The organism is Burkholderia sp. 10_S31, assembly GCF_056930375.1.
The window spans coordinates 746,236-764,790 of the sequence record NZ_JBXOWK010000001.1; the positions used below are offsets into that span (position 1 = coordinate 746,236).

The 18,555-nt window shown below is 64.8% G+C and carries 17 protein-coding genes; 11 read left to right on the top strand and 6 right to left on the bottom strand.

What is annotated here, in order from left to right; all coding sequences use genetic code 11:
• The first annotated feature begins 5 nt into the window (after window positions 1-5).
• The gene (locus AC1Z3W_RS03435) at window positions 6-938 is read left to right on the top strand and encodes a LysR family transcriptional regulator (RefSeq protein WP_483507018.1); all 933 of its coding nucleotides are present in this window, start codon (window positions 6-8) and stop codon (window positions 936-938) included.
• Here the strand turns inward: AC1Z3W_RS03435 and mug are convergent.
• The gene (gene mug, locus AC1Z3W_RS03440) at window positions 899-1,429 is read right to left on the bottom strand and encodes a G/U mismatch-specific DNA glycosylase (protein WP_185734587.1); all 531 of its coding nucleotides are present in this window, start codon (window positions 1,427-1,429) and stop codon (window positions 899-901) included. The two genes, AC1Z3W_RS03435 and mug, sit on opposite strands and share 40 nt — an antisense overlap.
• Window positions 1,426-2,451: a GlxA family transcriptional regulator gene (locus AC1Z3W_RS03445; protein ID WP_057925924.1), complete on the bottom strand. Its 1,026-nt coding sequence runs from the start codon at window positions 2,449-2,451 to the stop codon at window positions 1,426-1,428. Before AC1Z3W_RS03445 ends, mug begins: the two co-directional genes overlap by 4 nt.
• A gap of 571 nt (window positions 2,452-3,022) precedes the next feature.
• Here AC1Z3W_RS03445 and AC1Z3W_RS03450 point away from each other — a divergent pair.
• The 3 genes from AC1Z3W_RS03450 to AC1Z3W_RS03460 all read left to right on the top strand — a co-directional run bounded on the left by AC1Z3W_RS03450 (window position 3,023) and on the right by AC1Z3W_RS03460 (window position 6,259).
• Complete coding sequence (locus tag AC1Z3W_RS03450; RefSeq protein ID WP_483507021.1) at window positions 3,023-3,592, top strand: DJ-1/PfpI family protein; 570 nt, start codon at window positions 3,023-3,025, stop codon at window positions 3,590-3,592.
• 367 nt (window positions 3,593-3,959) lie between these two features.
• Window positions 3,960-5,825: a biosynthetic-type acetolactate synthase large subunit gene (ilvB, locus tag AC1Z3W_RS03455; protein ID WP_483507023.1), complete on the top strand. Its 1,866-nt coding sequence runs from the start codon at window positions 3,960-3,962 to the stop codon at window positions 5,823-5,825.
• Window positions 5,826-5,959: 134 nt separating this feature from the next.
• Window positions 5,960-6,259, top strand: coding sequence for an ArsR/SmtB family transcription factor (locus tag AC1Z3W_RS03460; protein WP_057925922.1), 300 nt, complete (start codon window positions 5,960-5,962; stop codon window positions 6,257-6,259).
• A 164-nt stretch (window positions 6,260-6,423) separates the two neighbouring features.
• Here AC1Z3W_RS03460 and AC1Z3W_RS03465 read toward each other — a convergent pair whose 3' ends face one another.
• From AC1Z3W_RS03465 to AC1Z3W_RS03475, 3 genes are all read right to left on the bottom strand, one after another.
• Entirely contained in the window at window positions 6,424-6,996 is a 573-nt protein-coding gene (locus AC1Z3W_RS03465) for a PAS and helix-turn-helix domain-containing protein (protein ID WP_057925921.1), read from the bottom strand.
• Window positions 6,997-7,175: 179 nt separating this feature from the next.
• A complete protein-coding gene (locus tag AC1Z3W_RS03470) occupies window positions 7,176-8,147 on the bottom strand; it encodes a dipeptidase (RefSeq protein WP_057925920.1) in 972 nt (323 codons plus the stop codon).
• Between the two features lie 41 nt (window positions 8,148-8,188).
• The gene (locus AC1Z3W_RS03475) at window positions 8,189-9,526 is read right to left on the bottom strand and encodes an MFS transporter (protein ID WP_057925919.1); all 1,338 of its coding nucleotides are present in this window, start codon (window positions 9,524-9,526) and stop codon (window positions 8,189-8,191) included.
• A 589-nt stretch (window positions 9,527-10,115) separates the two neighbouring features.
• On the opposite strand from AC1Z3W_RS03475, the gene AC1Z3W_RS03480 reads away from it, so the two are divergent.
• The 4 genes from AC1Z3W_RS03480 to AC1Z3W_RS03495 all read left to right on the top strand — a co-directional run bounded on the left by AC1Z3W_RS03480 (window position 10,116) and on the right by AC1Z3W_RS03495 (window position 13,678).
• A complete protein-coding gene (locus AC1Z3W_RS03480) occupies window positions 10,116-11,315 on the top strand; it encodes an aminotransferase-like domain-containing protein (protein ID WP_057925918.1) in 1,200 nt (399 codons plus the stop codon).
• A 10-nt stretch (window positions 11,316-11,325) separates the two neighbouring features.
• Window positions 11,326-11,514, top strand: coding sequence for a hypothetical protein (locus AC1Z3W_RS03485; protein WP_057925982.1), 189 nt, complete (start codon window positions 11,326-11,328; stop codon window positions 11,512-11,514).
• 106 nt (window positions 11,515-11,620) lie between these two features.
• A complete protein-coding gene (locus tag AC1Z3W_RS03490; protein WP_057925917.1) occupies window positions 11,621-12,223 on the top strand; it encodes a pyridoxamine 5'-phosphate oxidase family protein in 603 nt (200 codons plus the stop codon).
• A 177-nt stretch (window positions 12,224-12,400) separates the two neighbouring features.
• Window positions 12,401-13,678, top strand: coding sequence for an epoxide hydrolase family protein (locus AC1Z3W_RS03495; RefSeq protein ID WP_057925916.1), 1,278 nt, complete (start codon window positions 12,401-12,403; stop codon window positions 13,676-13,678).
• 54 nt (window positions 13,679-13,732) lie between these two features.
• Here the strand turns inward: AC1Z3W_RS03495 and AC1Z3W_RS03500 are convergent, their stop codons facing one another.
• Window positions 13,733-15,118, bottom strand: a complete 1,386-nt coding sequence (locus tag AC1Z3W_RS03500) for an aminotransferase-like domain-containing protein (protein ID WP_057925915.1) — start codon at window positions 15,116-15,118, stop codon at window positions 13,733-13,735.
• A 161-nt stretch (window positions 15,119-15,279) separates the two neighbouring features.
• Between AC1Z3W_RS03500 and AC1Z3W_RS03505 the strand changes: the two genes are divergently transcribed.
• The 3 genes from AC1Z3W_RS03505 (at window position 15,280) to AC1Z3W_RS03515 (ending at window position 18,519) form a co-directional block, all read left to right on the top strand.
• Window positions 15,280-16,566: a hydroxymethylglutaryl-CoA reductase, degradative gene (locus AC1Z3W_RS03505; RefSeq protein WP_124835455.1), complete on the top strand. Its 1,287-nt coding sequence runs from the start codon at window positions 15,280-15,282 to the stop codon at window positions 16,564-16,566.
• A gap of 76 nt (window positions 16,567-16,642) precedes the next feature.
• A complete protein-coding gene (locus AC1Z3W_RS03510; RefSeq protein WP_057925913.1) occupies window positions 16,643-17,140 on the top strand; it encodes a hypothetical protein in 498 nt (165 codons plus the stop codon).
• The gene (locus AC1Z3W_RS03515) at window positions 17,140-18,519 is read left to right on the top strand and encodes a tripartite tricarboxylate transporter permease (RefSeq protein ID WP_483507029.1); all 1,380 of its coding nucleotides are present in this window, start codon (window positions 17,140-17,142) and stop codon (window positions 18,517-18,519) included. Before AC1Z3W_RS03510 ends, AC1Z3W_RS03515 begins: the two co-directional genes overlap by 1 nt.
• Window positions 18,520-18,555: the final 36 nt, after the last annotated feature.

Sequence of the window (18,555 nt, forward strand, 5' to 3'; positions counted from 1 at the left end):
GCGGAGTGGACAAGTTGCGCGAGATGGAAGTCTTTGTGGCCGTCGTCGACCGCGGCAGCTTCACCGCCGCATCGGAGAAGCTCGGCTTGTCGACGGCGGCGGTTTCGCGGGCGGTCCATTCGCTCGAAACCAGAATCGGCACGCAACTGCTGGCGCGCACGACGCGCTCGGTGCGGGCAACGGACGCGGGTACGACCTACGCCGATGCGTGCCGCAAGGTGCTGGACGTCATCGCGGACGCGGAGGTGAATATTGCCGCGGATCATGAGAACCCCGTGGGCACGCTGACCGTTTCGGCCCCGGTGCTGTTCGGCCAGCGCTTCATCGCGCCGTTGGTGAATGCATTCGTATTGCGTTATCCCGATGTCGACGTCAACGCGGTGTATGTCGACCGGACCACGCGGCTGCTCGAGGAGGGCGTCGATATTGCCATCCGGATCGGCCACCTGGGCGACTCGTCGATATTCGCGCTTCCGTTGGGTGTCGTTCGGCGACGAACGTACGCAGCGCCTGCCTATCTCGCCGCGCATGGAGAACCCGCGCATCCGCGCGACCTGATCCGTCATGACTGCGTGTCATGCACCGGTGTGTCGCTTCCGCTCGAGTGGGTGTTTTACGACAACGGTTTGCGGGTGCCCGTTCGACTTCGACCGCGGATGATCGTCGACCTGGTTCCGGCCGCCGTTCTGGCTGCCGTCGATTCCGTGGGCATGACGCAGCTTCTGTCGTATCAGGCCGCCCAGGAGGTGCGCGACGGCAGGCTTCGGCCCGTCCTGACGGCGTTCGAGCCCGAGCCGATTCCGGTAAGCCTGCTCCATGTCGAGCGGCGAGGCGCGAGCGGAAAGGTCCGGGCCTTCGTGGATTTCGTTACCGACACGCTGCGCAACAACGCAGAACTTCAAGGCACGGACGCGATCGCGACACGGAGTTCACGGTAGGCGGCTACCAGTGAATCGAGGTCGAACGCGCGGTTCAGGCCGCTCGGATTCGGCAGCACCCATGCAAGTGCACCGCCGAACGTATCGGGTTGCGTGCCCCACTGGATGTCGCGCTTGCCGGACATCGCGGCAAGTGCGGCCTTGCCGAGAAACGCGACGTACCGCGGCGCATGATGTTCGATCTTCCGCTTAAATCCGGATGCGGCCGCTTCCAGCTCTGATCGCGACAACTCGTCGGCACGCGCCGTCGCACGCGAAACTGCCGTGGTGAGCCCGCAACCATATCGAAGAAGCGTGCGATCGTCTTCGGGACGAATCCGTTCGGGAGAAAAGCCGGCCAGGTGAACGACGCGCCAGAATCGGTTGCTTGCGTTCGAGAAGTGATGGCCCGTCGACGCCGAACCGAGCCCCGGGTTGATTCCGCAGAAGATCACCGACAACCCGGGCTCGAGAATGTCCGGCAGCGGCTGAACCGAATCGGCGCGACTCACGGATGCAATGGCTCTTGCGAACCGGCTGGGTCGCCCGCACCGGCCTGCGCGTGCCGATTCGAATCCGCCGTGCTCCTGAACCGTTGCCGGTACTGTTGCGGCGTGACGTTGAGCCGCCGCGCGAACGTCGAGCGCATATGCGTCGCGCTGTGAAAGCCGCATCTGAACGCGACGGTCTTGAGCGGTGCGTCGGACTTTTCGAGCAATGTCCTCGCGGTGTCGACGCGAATCTGTTCGACGAACGCGGACGGCGTCACCTTTGCATGCTTGGCAAACAGCCGCGAGAAGGTCCGGCGGCTCACCGACACGGCGCTCGCGAGCTGCTCGATCGACAGCGTATCGGTGATGTGGTCGGTCACGTACTGGTGAACCTTGCCGATGATCGGATCCTCGTCCTTGCCGGCCGAGACGAACGGACTGTACTGCGACTGCCCGCCTTCGCGCTGAATATAGACGACCAGTTGCTTCGCGATGCGGACGGCCATCTCGTGTCCCCAGTCTTCCGACACGAACGACAGACAAAGATCGATGCCTGCCGTCACGCCGGCGGACGTAAACAGTCGCCCGTCCCGGATGAATATGCTGTCGGGTTTTACGCTTGCCAATGGAAACTCGTTTGCGAGACGCTCTGCAACCGCCCAGTGCGTCGTCACGGCCTTGCCGTCGATCAGGCCCGCATGGCCGAGCAGAAACGTGCCGTTGCACACGGAGCCGAACCGTGTCGCGCCCCGTGCCTGCGACTGCAGCCAGGCAAGGACGTCGCCGGACGGTCGGGCGTCCGGCAACTGCGGACCACCCGCGACCAGTATCAGGTCATATTGCGCGTCGATATCCGCAAAGCCGAACGGGACGGACAACTGCATTCCGTTCGAACAGGTCACGGTGCCGGCCCGGCTTCCCACGAGGGAAACCTCATACCTTTGATGAACAGGAAGATATGTGTTGGCTTCCGCAAATACGTCCAGTGGGCCTGCGACATCCAACGCCTGCACACCATCGAAGATGACAATGGCGACTTTCATTCCTGACCTTCAGCAAGTAAGAGCCCGCTCGCGCAGAGGCATCACGCGCCGCGGCTGCGGCATCGCGTTTCGAGCCGGCGCGGGGACGTGGTGACGAGCGTTGCGCCAGATTACCGCAACGGAGGGACTGCGTGGACACACGGTCCGGTAATTGACTTTTGCGTCGTGGGAACAAGGCTGAATGTCAGCCAGGCCGGCGTGCTTCGACGTTTGCAGCGTTGCAGCCGCTCGTCGGGAGCCGAAGCCGGCGACGCGACGTGGCCGAAATCTCGCCGCGATTGGCCGCGCAAGATTGCATGTTCGGGTTTCGGCTTTCGCGTCGTCTGACTAGACTGGGTTCCGACAACGTGCGGGGCAAGAACGGCGCCGGAAATGGATCGGGTAAGCCGAATTGTCGTATCGACCGAAGCGCGTCACGCGTTGCCGTTGTTCGAAGGAATTGCATGCCATGTCGGGGGCCCGTGCCGGCTTTGCCCGGTCGGCCGGAGGCGTTCCCGCCGGCATGGCCTGCCACTGCGGTGCGGCGACAAAGTCAGCGATTCGCCCGAGTACGTCTGCGGAGTAATGCACTATGGATGTCGCAATCATGCTGTACGCCGGGTTTCGGCTTCTCGAAGCAAGCGGTCCGATGGATGTGTTTCAGGAAGCGAATCGACAGTGTGGCCGGATAGTCTACGAACAGCACCTCGTCGGGCCGGCGCCCGGGCCGGTCGTTTGCTCGAACGGAACCGCGGTAGGCACGACAGCTAGCCTGGCGGACGCGCCCGCGTCGTTCGACATCGTCGTCATACCCGGCTCCCGGTTCGCCGGTCCGGAGCGAGCGCATCGGGAACTCGTCGATTGGCTTCGCGAAACCGGTTATCACGCGCGGAAGCTCGCGACCGTGTCCAACGGTGCGTTTTTGCTCGCCCGTGCCGGCCTTGCCGATCGTCGTTGGCTGGTCACGCATCCCGGCGACGCACAACGCCTTGCCAACGAGCATTCCCGAGTCAACGTCCTCGCGGGTCAGCATTGCGTGAAAGACGGGAACGTCTATTCGGCGGACGGGGTGAACGCCGGCATCCGCCTGGCCCTGGCCCTGGTCAGCGAGGATCTCGGTCAACGCGTCGTCGAGCGCATCGCCAAAGCGTTGTTGGCGTAACCGCACCGAAGCGGCGCGCGAGCCAACCCCATCGGTCGCACGCGTTTGCCCCGGGACATCGGGACGCTGATCAGGACGATGGCGTCGAGCCCGCCGTGGCCCGGATAACGATCACTTTGGCCCGTACGCGTGGTTCATCCGCGCACCGGCGGCTTCGATCGTTGGCAGAATGATTTCAACTCCTTCGCAATTCTTCCAGGCGCGCAAGCACCAACGTGCGCGATGGGCAGGGCCCGATACACCGAGCCCGTTGGAACGATCGTCCACGAACTGGTTTGGAACATACGCTGTTCTCGAGTTGGAAGGGAAATCATCCCTTGTCATCGGTCGCCGACGTAATCGGTGTCCCTTTCCCTGCGAGTCATCCATGACCCAGAATCCGAATGTTGCGTCGCAACGCCTTCATCCGCCGGCTCACGCCGGCGAGCTGATGTCCGGCACAGACATCATCCTGCGAGTGCTCGCCGAACAGGGCGTCGATACGCTGTTCGGCTATAGCGGCGGCGCAATCCTGCCGACGTACGACGCGGTGTTTCGTTTCAACGAACGACACAAGGCAAGCCCCGAGCGTCAGATCCGGTTCGTCGTTCCTGCCAACGAGCAGGCTGCAGGCTTCATGGCCGCCGGCTACGCTCGTGCCAGCGGAAAAGTGGGCGTGTTCATGGTGACATCCGGCCCAGGTGCAACGAATGCGGTGACGCCGATCGCCGACTGCAACGGGGATTCGGTTCCCGTCGTCCTGATTTGCGGACAAGTGCCTCGCGCAATGGTCGGCACCGATGCGTTTCAGGAAGCACCTGTCTTCAACATCATGTCGGCGTGCGCAAAACAGGTATTTCTTGTCACCGATCCGTCGAAGCTGGAGCAGACGTTGCGAAGCGCGTTCGACATCGCTCGCACCGGCCGTCCGGGACCCGTGGTCGTCGATGTGCCGAAGGACGTTCAGAACTGGATGGGACCTTATCTCGGGCACGGTACATTGCAGTTGCGCGGATACTCGGATCGCCTTCGAATGGTGGCGCAGGGCGTCCATCTGGACGACGACAAGCGTGCGGCATTCTTCGACCTGCTGGCGCAGAGCCGGCGCCCGCTGCTTTATGCGGGCGGCGGCGTTGTCGCGGCAGAAGCGGCGGACGAGCTGCTGCGGTTTTCCGAGCGCTACAGGATTCCCGTCGTGACCACGCTCATGGGCATCGGTGCGATACCCGCACGATATGAGCTGGGGCTCGGCATGCTCGGCATGCATGGCGCCGCCTGCGCGAACTATGCGGTCGAAGACTGCGACTTCCTGATCGCAGTGGGTGCTCGGTTCGACGATCGGGTCGTGGGTGGCCGCCCTGACCGATTCGCGCCGGGCGCGCGGCATGTGGCTCACATCGATATCGACGAAGCGGAAATCAACAAGGTCAAGCGGGTGCAGTGGAGCCACGTCGGCAATGCGAAGGACGCGTTGCAGTCGTTGATGGCGCATGACCGTATTGTGCAAAGCTCTGCGGACTGGCTCGATCGGGTGGGGGAACTCAAGCGTCGCCACGGCATGAATTTCGACCGGAACAACACGGCGATTCAGCCACAGTATGTGATCGAGAAACTCAGCGAGATGACAGGCGGGCGCGCGATCGTCACGACTGGAGTAGGCCAGCATCAGATGTGGGCTGCTCAGTATTTCGATTTCGTCGAGCCGCGCAGCTTCCTCACATCGGGCAGCATGGGCACAATGGGCTTCGGGCTACCGGCTGCGATCGGTGCGCAGTTGGCGAGGCCGGATGCCCTCGTCATCGATATCGACGGTGACGGCAGCATCCGGATGAATGTCGGCGAACTCGAAACGGCGAGTACGTATGGTGTGCCCGTGAAGGTGCTGCTTCTCAACAACTGCGGCGACGGGATGATCCGGCAGTGGCAGCGGCTCTTCTTTGATGGACGGATGTTCGTGAGCGACAAGGCGCTTCATCGAAAGGACTTCGTGATGGCGGCTCGGGCCGATGGATTCGAATTCGCTTGCCGCGTCGATACGGTCAATGAATTGGAGGCCAAGCTCAGGGCGTTCATTGAATTCGAGGGGCCAGCCTTCCTCGACGTAAGGATCGACCCGGACGCCGATGTGTTCCCAATGGTCGGGCCGGGCCAAAGCTATTCGACGATGGTCACGGGGCCCTTTATCGAGGCTCGAGCGGGCATTGAGCGTGGCGCGCACCACGAAGGCCACCCGAACCGGACCGACATGTTCTGATGCTGCCGCACTCTGGCGCTGCGGCAGCTAACGTGTGCACGACGTGAAGCAGAACGGTCGGGGCGACGCATATCGTATGCCAGCCCCGCCTTGCCTCATATCGCCAACTTCCATCCCGATCCTGGTCGAACATCATGATTGACGAAAATCTGATTCATAAGGCGCTCGCGAACCCCTTGAGGCGCGAAATTCTGGCGTGGCTGAAAACGCCGGATCGAGGATTCGAGAGAGGCGTCGTCGACTTCCGTCACGGCGTGCCGTCGAATGCGATCCATGCTCGTAGCGGTCTGTCGCAGTCTACGGTGTCTGCACATATCGCGACGTTGATTGACGCCGGGCTTCTCGTTTCAAACCGAGTGGGTCAGTGGATTTTTGTCTCTCGTAATGAAGAGGTAATACGCGCGTTCGGCAAGCATCTCTACTTGCATCTTTGACAAGATCGTTGGCGCATCGCGGACAGACGAGTGTCTAACGTCGGCGGCCTTTATACATCTGCTTGCGGATTTTTCAGGCGAGTACGCTGAAGGTGCGCTCCGGGTCGGCAAGCGATGTCCGCGGAAATCCACGAAGCCCCCTTCTTTGTTGACGCGCGCCCGACTCACGCCAGCAGGCACGCGATCAGATCGTGGGTCGTACGGACTTCGTACTTTCTCAGCAGGCTCGCGCGATGGATGTCGACGGTGCGCGGGCTGATGTTCAGCTCCTTGCCGATTTCCTTGCTGGTGAGGCCGTGCACCAGGAAGGCCGCGACGTCGCGCTCGCGATCGGTCAACGTGTTGGCGACGTCCGGATGCTTGGCGTTGCCCGACAGGTCGGTGAAGGTCCAGATGGCCAGCTCGAAGGGGCGCTTCGGGTTGTATCCGAAGCCGCATACGGTCACCCAGAAATGGCTGCCGTCGACACGGCGCATGATGCGGTCGTCGCTGAATCCCGCATGTTTCGCGAGCAGCGGCGCGAGGCGGCGGCCGGTCGTCGCGAAGTCCTTCTGCTGCGGATACAGCTTCGCGAACGACTGGTCGACGATGTCGTCGCGGCTCGCCCTGAACAGTTGCAGCGCCTGCTCGTTGCAGTCGATCATGATGCGCTCCCTGGCCACGATCGCCGCGACAGGCAGATGCCTGAAGAGATCTTCGTAGTCGAGGCTGGGCATCGTGTCGGTCATGTTCGGCATCTTGTCGACTGGGCCGAACCGGGTTCGGACCCATGCTATCGGGTGGGGCGCTCCTGTCGGATTGTAGCGGTAGCGCGTGCAAGGCACTCATCCGACGTGAAAGACACGGCAATCGTGCCCCTCGCTCACGCCCTGGACTTCAGCCGAACCGCATGGCACGAGCGTATCTGTCGTGCGGTTCAACCGTTCCAGACTTCGCCGAATACCCGCAGCCAGTTTTCGCCCATCACCTTCTTGATGCGCGACTCGCTCCAGCCGGCGCGCTGCATCGCGGCCGTGAGGTTCGGGAATTCGCCGATCGTGCGGATGCCTTCCGGATTGACGACCTTGCCGAAGTCCGTCAGACGACGATAGCGGCCCTTGTCGTGCGTGATCCAGTCGAAGAACTCGGTGCTGTAGCCCTGCGTGAAGTCCGTGCCGATGCCGACCTTGTCCTCGCCGATTACGTCGATCACGTATTCGATCGCTTCGAGATAGTCGTCGATCGTCGCGTCGGCGCCGCGTCGCAGGAACGGCATGAACATCGTGACGCCCACGAAGCCGTTTGCTTCGGCGATCTCGCGCAGTTGATCGTCCGTCTTGTTGCGCGGATGCTCTTTCAAACCGGACGGGCAGCAGTGCGAGTAGGTGACCGGTTTCTTCGAACAGGCGATCGCATCGGATGATGTTTTCGCACCGACGTGCGAGAGATCCACCATGATGCCGACGCGGTTCATCTCCTGAATCACTTCGCGGCCGTATCCGGACAATCCGCCGTCGGGTTCATAAGAACCCGTGCCGACGAGGTTCTGCGTGTTGTAGCAGAGCTGCACCACGTTCACGCCGAGTTCCTTGAACACTTCGATGTAGCCGAGATTGTCCTCGAACGCGTACGCGTTCTGGAAGCCGAGGATGATGCCCGTCTTGTTCTCCTGCTTCGCGCGCAGGATGTCGTCCGTCGTGCGTACCAGCGTGAGGATTTCGCTGTATTCGCGGATCTGCTGCTTCATTTCCGCGATGTTGTCGATCGTCTTCTGGAAGTCTTCCCACACGGAGACCGTGCAATTGACGGCCGTGACACCGCCTTTGCGCATGTCTTCGAACACCGAGCGCTCGAATCTGGAAATGTTCAGGCCGTCGATGATGATGCTGGCGTCGTGAAGGTTGGTCATGATGCCTCTCCGTGTGTTGATCTTCTTGCGTGACGGGTTGCTCAAACGGCGCGTTCGACGCCGCGCTTGGCGGTTCTCGCGGTTGCCGGACCGGCTTCCTCGAGTGCCGTCTTCGACGTTTCCGGCAGCGCCAGGCCACCGATCATCGCGAAGATCGACACGGCGATCAGGTAGTACGCAGGCGACAGGTTCGTTCCGGTCGCGGAGATCAGCCACGTGGCGACGAGCGGGGCGGTGCCGCCGAAGATCGTGTAGGCGAGGTTGTAGGTGATCGCGGATGCCGTATAGCGGGTTTTCGTCGCGAACACTTCCGACATCAGCGGTGCCGTCACCACGCCCGAGAACACCGCGCCGATCGCGAGCAGCGCGACGCCGATCAGCGATTGCGACAACACGCCCGAGCCGCCCAGCGAGAATGCCGGATAAACCGACACGATGATGAAGAGGCAGGTCGTGGCGATCGTCGCGCGGCGGCCGACGAGGTCGGAGAAGAGGCCGGCGACCGGGCACAACGCCGCTGCGAAGAGGAGGGCGAGCACCGTCACGAGAAGCGACGTGCCGCGGGACAGGTGTCCGGCCACTTGCAGGTAAGTCGCGAAATACGTGGTGAACGTGTAGAACGACAGCGCCGTCACGGACACGAACGCACCGAGCTTCAGGATATTCAACGACTGCGAATGCAGCGTTTCCATCAGCGGGGCATGCGCGACGTCGTGCTTGCCTTCGAGCGCCTGGAACGCGGGCGTTTCATTCAGGTTGACACGCAGGTAGACGCCGATGAGGCCGACCGGTGCCGCGATCAGGAACGGCACGCGCCAGCCCCAGTCGATCATCGCCTGCGACGACAGCGACGACTCGAGCAGATAGGCCACCACCGCCGCGCAAGCGAACGACGAGAAGGTCGATACCGGCACGAAGCTGCCGAAGAAGGCGCGGCGGCGGCGCGGTGCGTGTTCCATCACGTAAGCGCATGCACCGGCATATTCGCCGCCGGCGGAAAAGCCCTGCACGCAGCGAATCATTGTGAGCAGCAACGGCGCCCAGTATCCGATGCTCGCGTAGGTCGGCAGCAGGCCGATCAACGTCGTCGAGCCGGCCATCATCAGGATCGTCAGCGCAAGCGTGCGCTTGCGGCCGATCCGGTCGCCGATGACGCCGAAGATGAGGCCACCCAGCGGGCGGAATGCGAAGGCCACCGCGAAGACGGCGAAGGTCTTCAGGAGCCCGATGGTGGGGTCGCCGCTCGGGAAGAATTCGCGCGTCAGGATGGTGGCGAGAAAGCCGTATGCGGCGAAATCGAACCATTCGACGAAATTGCCGATGGACGCTGCGGCGATCACGCGCCGCAGGGTGCTGGTGTCGACGTCCTGGGTGGTCATGGTCGTGTCCTCTTGGTGTGGGGCGCTTTGGGTCGCGTCGGAAACCATGGTAGGGAGGACAATTACCTAGGTCGATAGGTGTCAATTACCTAGGTAATCGGGGCGGGGTGGGGCTGCCATGCGTCTTTGGCCGGTGGTCGCTGTTTGTGCGCGGTGCTGCCGGCCAGTGAAGTGGCAGTCGATTGTTGAGTCGATCAAACAAGGGTCTAGTAGCCCGTGGGCTACAGAAATTGCCGTATCGTTGATCTTGGTGTCCCGAGGGCTACACGTAGCAATACATTGAGATGGCGGAGAGATGCGGAAAGGTGTGCAGCAGCAATTTGCCAGAGAGAGCTTGCTGCCACACCGTGAAGCTCCAACGTGTCTGTCGAGGCCGTCGAATAGGTTCGATTCCAGCCGACAGCAAGCATCCCCCGCTCCACCCAATTAATGACCAAACCGCAAGACCTAGTGCATAGATATCGTTTGCCGCAGCGTTAATGACTATCGACAATCGTGGCTCGAATTCCCGCCTTGGGCGCCAGAAGCGCCCTGGCGGGCGGCACCTGTCGGCTATCCCGGCCGTCCGTGCCATCCAGCTCACGACGACATGTACGCGTTTACGCCCTCATTCCAGAATCCAGCCGGTTCGCCGATCCGCGAGCTGTTCAAGTACCTCTCCGAGCCGGGGATGATTTCCTTCGCGGGCGGCTATCCGGCCAGCGACCTGTTCGACGTCGACGGCCTGAACGCCGCCGCCGAACGCGCGTACGCGCAGCCGGTCCGCTGCCTGCAATACGGCCCGACCGACGGCCTCGCCGAACTGAAGCAGCAACTGATCGCCTTGATGGCGCGCCGCAACGTGACCTGCACGCCGGCCGAACTGCTCGTCACGACCGGCTCGCAGCAGGGCCTCGACCTGCTGCTGCGCGTGATGGTCGCCCCGGGCGACGTCGTGCTGACCGAACAACCGGCTTATCCGGCGACGCTGTCGGCGATGCGTCTGCAACAGGCGCGCATCGTGACGATCCCCGTCGACGGTGAAGGCCTCGACGTCGACCGCCTCGCATCTCAACTCGCATCCGGCACGATCGCGCAGCCGAAGCTGCTCTACACGGTCCCGACCTTCGCGAACCCGACCGGCGCGACGCTCACGCGCGAACGCCGGCTGAAGCTGCTGCGTCTCGCGGTGCAATACCGTTTCCTGATCGTCGAGGACGATCCCTATGGCGATCTGCGTTTCGCGGGCGAACCGGTGCCGTCGATGCTCGCGCTCGCGAACGAAGTCGAAGGCGCGCGCGACTGGATCGTGCACTTCGCGAGCCTGTCGAAAATCGTCGCACCGGGGCTGCGCGTGGGCTGGACGATCGCGCCGACCGAGATCGCGCGACGCTGCGTGATCGCGAAGCAGACTGTCGACCTGTGCAGCGCACCGTGGACGCAAGCCACCGCCGCCGAGTATCTCGCCGACGGCGCGCTCGAACGCCACCTGCCGCGCATCACGGCGGCCTACAAGCGCAAATGCGATGCGATGTGCGACGCGCTGCGCGACGGATTCGGCGATGCGATCACGTTCCATCGTCCCGAAGGCGGGATGTTCGTGTGGGCGCGGATCGGCGCGGTGTCGTCGGACGTGCTGCTGCAACAGGCGATCGCGAACAAGGTCGTCTTCGTGCCGGGCAAGGCGTTCTTCGCGGACAACGTCGACGCCGCATCGCTGCGTCTGTCGTTCGCCGCACCCGACGTCGACGCGATCCGGGAAGGCGTGGCGCGCCTGGTGCGCGCGTATGGTGCGGCGCTGGCCGCGTGAGGAGACACACATGAGCATTGTCATCAACGACGCCGCATGGAGGGATGAAGCGCCGGGCATGGCCGCTATCCGTCCCGTCGAACACAAGTCGTCGCAGATCAGCGCGGGGCCGCAGTACGTCGCGGACGTGCTCGGCCGCTTTGGCGCGGATTCGAGCGACACGAGTGACGCCGCACCGGTCGTCCTCGGCTATAACTGAACCACGCGGCGGCGGGTTTGCAACGGCAGCCGCGGGGGGGCCACGAACCCCGCCGCGGAAACGGTTAAGCTAGCGCGACCGAATCCCGCAAGATCGCCGCGCCGTCATGTCCGATCCCGCTTCCGAATCGCTCTCGCAAACCTGCGATCGTCTCTGGTCCTGCCTCGAGTCGGGCGTCAACGCACAGCGCTCGCCGTTCACGATGGTGCAGGCCGCGACGCTCGGGCTCGACGGCGCGCCGAAGGTGCGCACGATTGTGTTGCGGCAAGTGAGCCGCGCCGATCGTCTGCTGGCGTTCCATACCGATGCGCGTTCGGAGAAGGTTGCGGAGCTGCGCCGCGATCCGCGCATCGCCATCGTCGCGACCGATCTCGACGCGCTCGTGCAGATTCGCGCGGAAGGCGTCGCATCGATCTGCGACGACGAAGCGCAACGTCGCGCGATCTGGCAGTCGAGCCGTCCGCATACGCTGCTGTTGTATCGCGCACCGTTGCGGCCGGGCACGCCGATCGAGTCGCCTGAAGAAGCGCATGTCACGGCGAGCGCAAGCCCAGGCACATCGCCCATCGACGACGGTTATCGGAACTTCTGCGTGCTCCATGTCACGGTGACGCGCATCGACTGGCTCGATCTCGCCCGCAGCGGTCATCGCCGCGCGGTGTTCGACCTGAACGACGACGGCTACGAAGGCCGCTGGGTCGCGCCCTGATGTGACGGCGACGGTCGCATCTCCGCTACAAACGCGTACAAATCAGACAAATCCCGGATACATCAGACCTTTCAAATGGGCAAAGCCGCGTGACCGGCGCGCGCCCGATTGAAAGCGAAGGCGCGCTCGGGCGCGCGGCATGTTCACTTTCCACTTCACGAAAGGAGATGCCGAACGATGTCTTCCACACCGTTTTCCCCGATGCGTCGCCACCTGCTGGCCACTTCCGTGGCCGCCGGTGTATCCGCGATGCTGCCCACCGCGCTCCATGCGGCAACCGGCGGCAACGGCATACGCCCGTTCACCGCACACATTCCCGATGAAGCGCTGGCCGATCTGCGCCGCCGCATCGCCGCGACGCGCTGGCCGGGACGCGAGACCGTCGCCGACGAATCGCAGGGCGTGCGGCTCGCGCGCATGCAGGCGCTGCTGCAGTACTGGGGCACCGACTACGACTGGCGTAAGGGCGAGGCGCGCCTGAACGGTTTCCCGATGTTCATCACCGAAATCGACGGGCTCGACATTCACTTCATCCACGTGCGGTCGCGGCACGCGAACGCGATGCCGATGATCATGACGCACGGCTGGCCGGGGTCGGTCTTCGAACTGCTGAAGGCGATCGGCCCGCTGACCGACCCGACCGCACACGGTGCCAGTGCCGACGATGCGTTCCACGTCGTCGTGCCGTCGCTGCCGGGCTTCGGTTTCTCGGGCCGTCCGACCAAGACGGGCTGGGGCTCCGACCACATCGCGCGGGCCTGGGGTGAACTGATGGCGCGCCTCGGCTATACGCGCTTCGTGTCGCAGGGCGGCGACTGCGGCTCGGTGATCTCGCACCGGATGGCGATGCAGCGCGTGCAGGGTCTGGCCGGGATCCACGTGAACATGCCGGCGACGGTGCCGCCGGACATCGCGACGCTGCTCCAGACCGACGCGCCGGCGCCGGCATCGCTGTCGCCGAAGGAGAAGGCCGCGTACGAGAAGCTCGCGACGTTCTATCGCGACAACTGCGGTTACTCGGCGATGATGGTCACGCGTCCGCAGACGGTCGGCTACGCACTCGCCGACTCGCCGTCGGGGCAGGCCGCGTGGATGTACGACAAGATCTCGCAGTGGACCTATAGCGGCGGCGTGCCCGAACGCTCGATTCCGCGCGACGAGATTCTCGACGACATTTCGTTGTACTGGCTGACCAACTCGGCGACGTCCGCCGCGCAGATCTACTGGGAGGATCACTCGAACAACTTCAATGCGGTGGACATCTCGCTGCCGGCGGCGATCACGGTGTTCCCCGGCGAGATCTACCAGGCGCCGCGCAGCTGGGCAGAGCGCAGCTATCACAACCTGATCTACTTCAACGAAGTCGACAAGGGCGGCCATTTCGCGGCATGGGAAGAACCGGAACTGTTTGCCCGCGAAGTGCGTGCCGGGTTCCGGCCGTTGCGTCGCGCGTAAGCGTGGTCTGACGGGAGCGCGCGGGCCGGCTGCAATGCCGCCCCGCGTTCCTTGCTACTTCAGCGCCTGCAGCGCCTGCGCAAACCGCTTGTCGGCCAGATACGCGACATTGAACCGGCAATAGGCGGACGGTTGATCGGCCTGCGGCGAGAACACCGCGCCCGGCGCGAGGATCACGCCGCGCGCCAGCATCGCCTGCGCGAGTTCCATCGAATCGGACCATCCGGGCAACGCGGCCCACAGATACAGGCTTTGCTCGCTCGGCCGATAGACCTGCGCGCCGAGCCGATCGAGCGCGTCGAGCGCAGTGGCGGTCGCGCGCCGCAGCTTCTCCTGCAGATGATTCGTGTGCCGCAGGAAATGCCCGTCGCTGACGATCGCATCGAGCGTACGCTCGCAGTATTCGGAGCTGCTGACGTGGGTCAGCATCTTCACGTCGGCGAGGTCGCTCGCGAGTGCCGCGTTGCACGCGAGGAAGCCCACGCGCAGCGCCGCCGATACCGACTTCGAGAAACTGCCGATATAGATCGTCCGGCGCAGCTGATCGAGCGTCGAAATGCGCGTGAGCGAGCGCGGCCGCAGATCGGCCAGCGCATCGTCCTCGACGATGATCAGGTCGTGCGCGTCGGCGAGCTGCAGGATCCGGTGTGCCTTGGCCGCGCTCGTGTCGGTCGCGGTCGGGTTGTGCCCGACCGATTGCGTGAAGAACAGCTTCGGCCGATACGCGGCGATATGCTCGGCCAGCTTCGCGACATCCGGGCCGTCGATCTCGCGCGGCACACCGACGATGTTCGCGCCGCTCAGCTTGAGCTTGCCGAACAGCGGGTAGTAGCCGGGATCGTCGACGAGCACGGTGTCGCCGGGGCGCACGAAGTAGCGCAGCACGAGGTCCATCGCCTGGTTCGCGCCGTGGGTGAGCACGATCTGCGCGGGCGGCGCCTCGATCTCGTAGCCGGCGAGCTTCTGCTGCAGCGACTGGCGCAGCGGCAGGTAGCCGAACCGGCTGCCGTAGCGGAACAGCGAAGCGGACCCGGTACGCACGATGCGCTGCTGGTACTGGTTCAGCCGCGTTTCCTCGAGCCATTCGATCGGCGGGAAGCCTTCGCCGAGATTGAGCACGTCGGGTTTCTCGTGAAGCTGCTCGCGCATCAGCCACACGATGTCCATCGCGCGGTCGAGCGAGCTCGGCTCGTCGAGGTCGGGCGCGGCCGCCGCGCGCCGCGTGACGAAGAAGCCGGCACCGCGGCGCGGCTCGATCAGGCCGTCGGCGGCGAGCATCTCGAACGCGCTGATCACGGTGTTCTTCGAACACCCGGACGCCTCAGCGTATTCCCTGATGGAAGGCAGCTTCGCGCCGGCCGGCAACACGCCTTCCTCGATCTGTCTGGCGAGATTGTCCGCCATGGCGCCAGACAGGCTGGCTCTTGCACGCTGTTTCATCGCAATGTTCCGTCGGGCAGGTTCACTGTCATGGGTACGGAGGGTCGACTGTCTGGTCCGTCTGTACCTTTTAAATGGGTACAGTGTGACTATTATTCGGCTATCCGCAGCCCGCCGCAACCGCGGCAGGCAACAGCGCCACCCCGAAACAGAACGACATCATGCCCATCGATTCCGCGTTGCCGAACTTTCGTGCGCTCACGCCCGCACAGCGCCTGTCCCACCTCGCCCGTACTGTCGGGCTCGACGATGCCGAGCACGCGCTGCTCGCCGAACCCGGTGCGCTGTCGCTCGACACCGCGAACGGGATGATCGAGAACGTGATCGGCACGTTCGAGTTGCCGATGGCGGTTGCCGGCTACTTCCGGATCAACGACCGTGACGTGATCGTGCCGATGGCCGTCGAGGAGCCGTCGATCGTTGCGGCCGCCTCGTATATGGCGAAGCTGTCCCGCGCGGCCGGCGGTTTCCGCACGTCGAGCAGCGGGCCGCTGATGCGCGCGCAGGTGCAGGTGATCGGCGTCGGCGACCCGTACGGCGCGCGGCTCGCGATCCTGCGGCACGCGGCCGAACTGATCGCGCTCGCGAACAGCCGCGACAAGGTGCTGGTCGGCCTGGGCGGCGGCTGCCGCGACATCGAGGTGCATGTGTTCCCCGACACGCCGCGCGGCGCGATGGTGATTGCGCACCTGATCGTCGACGTGCGCGACGCGATGGGCGCGAACACGGTCAACACGATGGCCGAAGCCGTCGCGACCCGTATCGAAGCGATCACCGGCGGGCAGGTACGGTTGCGGATACTGTCCAATCTCGCGGATCTTCGGCTGGCGCGTGCAGAGGTACGGTACTCGGCGCAGACGCTCGCGACCGTCGATTATCCGGGCGAGGCGGTCATCGATCGCGTGATCGATGCGTACGTGTTCGCGGCGACCGACCCGTACCGTGCCGCGACACACAACAAGGGGATCATGAACGGCATCGATCCGGTGGTGGTCGCGACCGGCAACGACTGGCGCGCGGTCGAGGCCGGCGCGCATGCGTATGCGAGCCGCAGCGGCCGCTACACGTCGCTGACGACGTGGGAGAAGGCCGACAACGGCGACCTCGTCGGCACGATCGAGATGCCGATGCCGGTCGGGCTCGTCGGCGGCGCGACCAAGACGCATCCGCTCGCGCGTCTCGCGCTGAAGATCATGGACGTGACGTCCGCGCAGGAACTCGGCGAGATTGCGGTCGCGGTCGGCCTTGCGCAGAATCTCGGAGCGCTGCGCGCGCTCGCGACCGAAGGGATCCAGCGCGGCCACATGGCGCTGCATGCGCGCAACATTGCCGTCGCGGCCGGTGCAACGGGCGCGGACATCGACCGGATCGCGCAGCGGATGGTCGCGGCGAAAGACGTGCGCGCGGATTTCGCGGTCGCGCTGCTGACGGAGCGCAGCGCCGGCTGACGCGCGGCGTTCGGCATGCCGTGTGCCGCATGCCGTGCCGGTATGGCCGGCGACAGATCAATCAAGGAGGAGACAGATGGAACAGACCGGTTCAAGCGCGGTATCGGCGGCGTCGCATCGCGTGCAGCCGTTCGCGCAGGCTGATGCGTCCGCCGACACGCTCGTCGAGGTGTGGGGCGACACGGTCGCCACGAAGCACCTGGCGTGGTCGGTCCTGCTCGGCATCGCGATCAGCCTCGGCGCCTTTGAGGCCGGCCGGATCGCGCTCGCGTCGTTCGTGCGCGACGCGGCCATCGCGCGGGCATACGCGATGCTGATCGGCCTCGGCGGCTGCCTGCTGGCCGGCGCGCTGTGCGCGTTGCTGTTCAAGCCGAAGCGTACGGTGATCGAGCACGCGGCCGGTGGCCCCGAGCGCGACGAAGCGCTCCGGCAGCTCGCCGAAGCATCGGGCGGGCTCGGCGCGGTGAGCGACCTGTCGCCGAGTGCGCGCGCCGAGATGGAAGAGCTCGGTCTGCTCGACCTGTTCGCTTCGTACGAAGCGTCGAGCGCGCGGGCGCGCACCGGAGGTCGCTGATGGACGCGCTCCTGCATGCGTTGCCGGCCGCGCTGGCGATGGGGCTGCTCGGCGCGATCGTGTTCTCGGGCATCGGTCTGATCTCCGGCACCGACGAAACGACGACGATCGCGCCGCTCACGTTGCTCGTCGCGCTGCTCGGCGTGCCGCCCGCCGGCGTGTTCACGTTCTTCCTCGCGGGCGCGGTGGCCAAGCACATCACGCATTCGATCCCGACCGCGCTGCTCGGCATTCCCGGCGATACGATGGCCGCGCCGCTGCTGCAGCAGGCGACGCTGCTGCGCGCGCTCGGCGTGCCGCACATCGCGCTGCGCAAGATGATCTCCGGCGCGATCGTCGCCGCGTTCGTCGCGCTGCCGCTCGCGGTGCTGTTCGCGTCGCTGCTCGCGCCGTTCGGCACGGTGATCGCCAAAGCCGCGCCATGGGTGTTTCTCGCGGCCGCGGTCGGCATTGCATATTTTTCCGCGGGACGCTGGGCGTCGGTGCTGCTGCTCGTGCCGTTCGTGATGCTGGTGGTCGGGCTGCAGGCGCTGACCGGTCATTACGGCGTGAAGCTGAGCGTCAGCTACTTCCTCGGGATCGCGATCGGGCCGCTGGTCGCCGACCTGTTCTCGATCCTGTCGCCGGCCGAGCGGCGGCGCATGCGCCGCGACGGGCCGTCGACGTTCGTGCTCGCGCCGGACGTGAAGGGCTGGCGCGGCTACTTCCCGAATCCGCTGAAGGTGCTCGACCGCGAGCAGGTGGGCTGGACGGTCGGGACGGCTGCGGTGTCGAGCGCGACCTTCGTGTTCAGCCCGGTCGCGATGACGGTGCTGATGGGCGAGATCGTCGGCGCGCGCGTGCGTCATGCGTATCAGCGCCTGACGACCGTGATCGCCGCGCGCAACGGCGTGACCGAGGCGACCTACATCGCCGAGGCACTGATTCCGCTGATCGCGTTCGGGCTGCCGCTGAGCCCGGTGGCGGCCGGCCCGGCCGCGCCGCTGTTCAATGCGCCGCCGCGCTTCACGGTCGACGCGGCGAGCGGGCAGATCCACAACCTGCATACGCTGATGAGCTGGCCCGAGTTCCTCGGCTACGGGCTGCTGTCGATCCTGCTGGCCGCGCTGATCGCGTATCCGCTTGCAATGCATCACGCGCACCGCGCGGCGTCGTTCGTCTCGCGCAAGCTGAGCCACGAGGCGATCATCGCGACCTTCGCCGGGCTGATCGTCGTGATCGGCGTGTGGGAAGGGCAACTGCTGGGGCTGGCGGTGATCGTCACGGTCGGCCTGTTCGGCGGGATGCTGTCGCGCCTGTTCGCGTTCAATACCGGCGTGCAGTTCATGGGCTACTACGTCGCCGTGCTCAGCGTGCCGGCGATCGTCAAGCTGCTCTGACGCCTCGGCGCACGGCGGCCGCGTGTGCCGCGCGGC

Bases quoted from the DNA above. Each gene is read 5' to 3' on its own strand.
- AC1Z3W_RS03500 (WP_057925915.1), bottom strand. From the start codon at position 15,118: ATGAAACAGCGTGCAAGAGCCAGCCTGTCTGGCGCCATGGCGGACAAT.
- AC1Z3W_RS03450 (WP_483507021.1), top strand. From the start codon at position 3,023: ATGGATGTCGCAATCATGCTGTACGCCGGGTTTCGGCTTCTCGAAGCA.
- AC1Z3W_RS03480 (WP_057925918.1), top strand. From the start codon at position 10,116: ATGTACGCGTTTACGCCCTCATTCCAGAATCCAGCCGGTTCGCCGATC.
- AC1Z3W_RS03460 (WP_057925922.1), top strand. From the start codon at position 5,960: ATGATTGACGAAAATCTGATTCATAAGGCGCTCGCGAACCCCTTGAGG.
- AC1Z3W_RS03490 (WP_057925917.1), top strand. From the start codon at position 11,621: ATGTCCGATCCCGCTTCCGAATCGCTCTCGCAAACCTGCGATCGTCTC.
- ilvB (WP_483507023.1), top strand. From the start codon at position 3,960: ATGACCCAGAATCCGAATGTTGCGTCGCAACGCCTTCATCCGCCGGCT.
- AC1Z3W_RS03515 (WP_483507029.1), top strand. From the start codon at position 17,140: ATGGACGCGCTCCTGCATGCGTTGCCGGCCGCGCTGGCGATGGGGCTG.
- AC1Z3W_RS03475 (WP_057925919.1), bottom strand. From the start codon at position 9,526: ATGACCACCCAGGACGTCGACACCAGCACCCTGCGGCGCGTGATCGCC.
- AC1Z3W_RS03485 (WP_057925982.1), top strand. From the start codon at position 11,326: ATGAGCATTGTCATCAACGACGCCGCATGGAGGGATGAAGCGCCGGGC.
- AC1Z3W_RS03510 (WP_057925913.1), top strand. From the start codon at position 16,643: ATGGAACAGACCGGTTCAAGCGCGGTATCGGCGGCGTCGCATCGCGTG.
- AC1Z3W_RS03445 (WP_057925924.1), bottom strand. From the start codon at position 2,451: ATGAAAGTCGCCATTGTCATCTTCGATGGTGTGCAGGCGTTGGATGTC.
- AC1Z3W_RS03465 (WP_057925921.1), bottom strand. From the start codon at position 6,996: ATGCCGAACATGACCGACACGATGCCCAGCCTCGACTACGAAGATCTC.
- AC1Z3W_RS03470 (WP_057925920.1), bottom strand. From the start codon at position 8,147: ATGACCAACCTTCACGACGCCAGCATCATCATCGACGGCCTGAACATT.
- AC1Z3W_RS03505 (WP_124835455.1), top strand. From the start codon at position 15,280: ATGCCCATCGATTCCGCGTTGCCGAACTTTCGTGCGCTCACGCCCGCA.
- AC1Z3W_RS03495 (WP_057925916.1), top strand. From the start codon at position 12,401: ATGTCTTCCACACCGTTTTCCCCGATGCGTCGCCACCTGCTGGCCACT.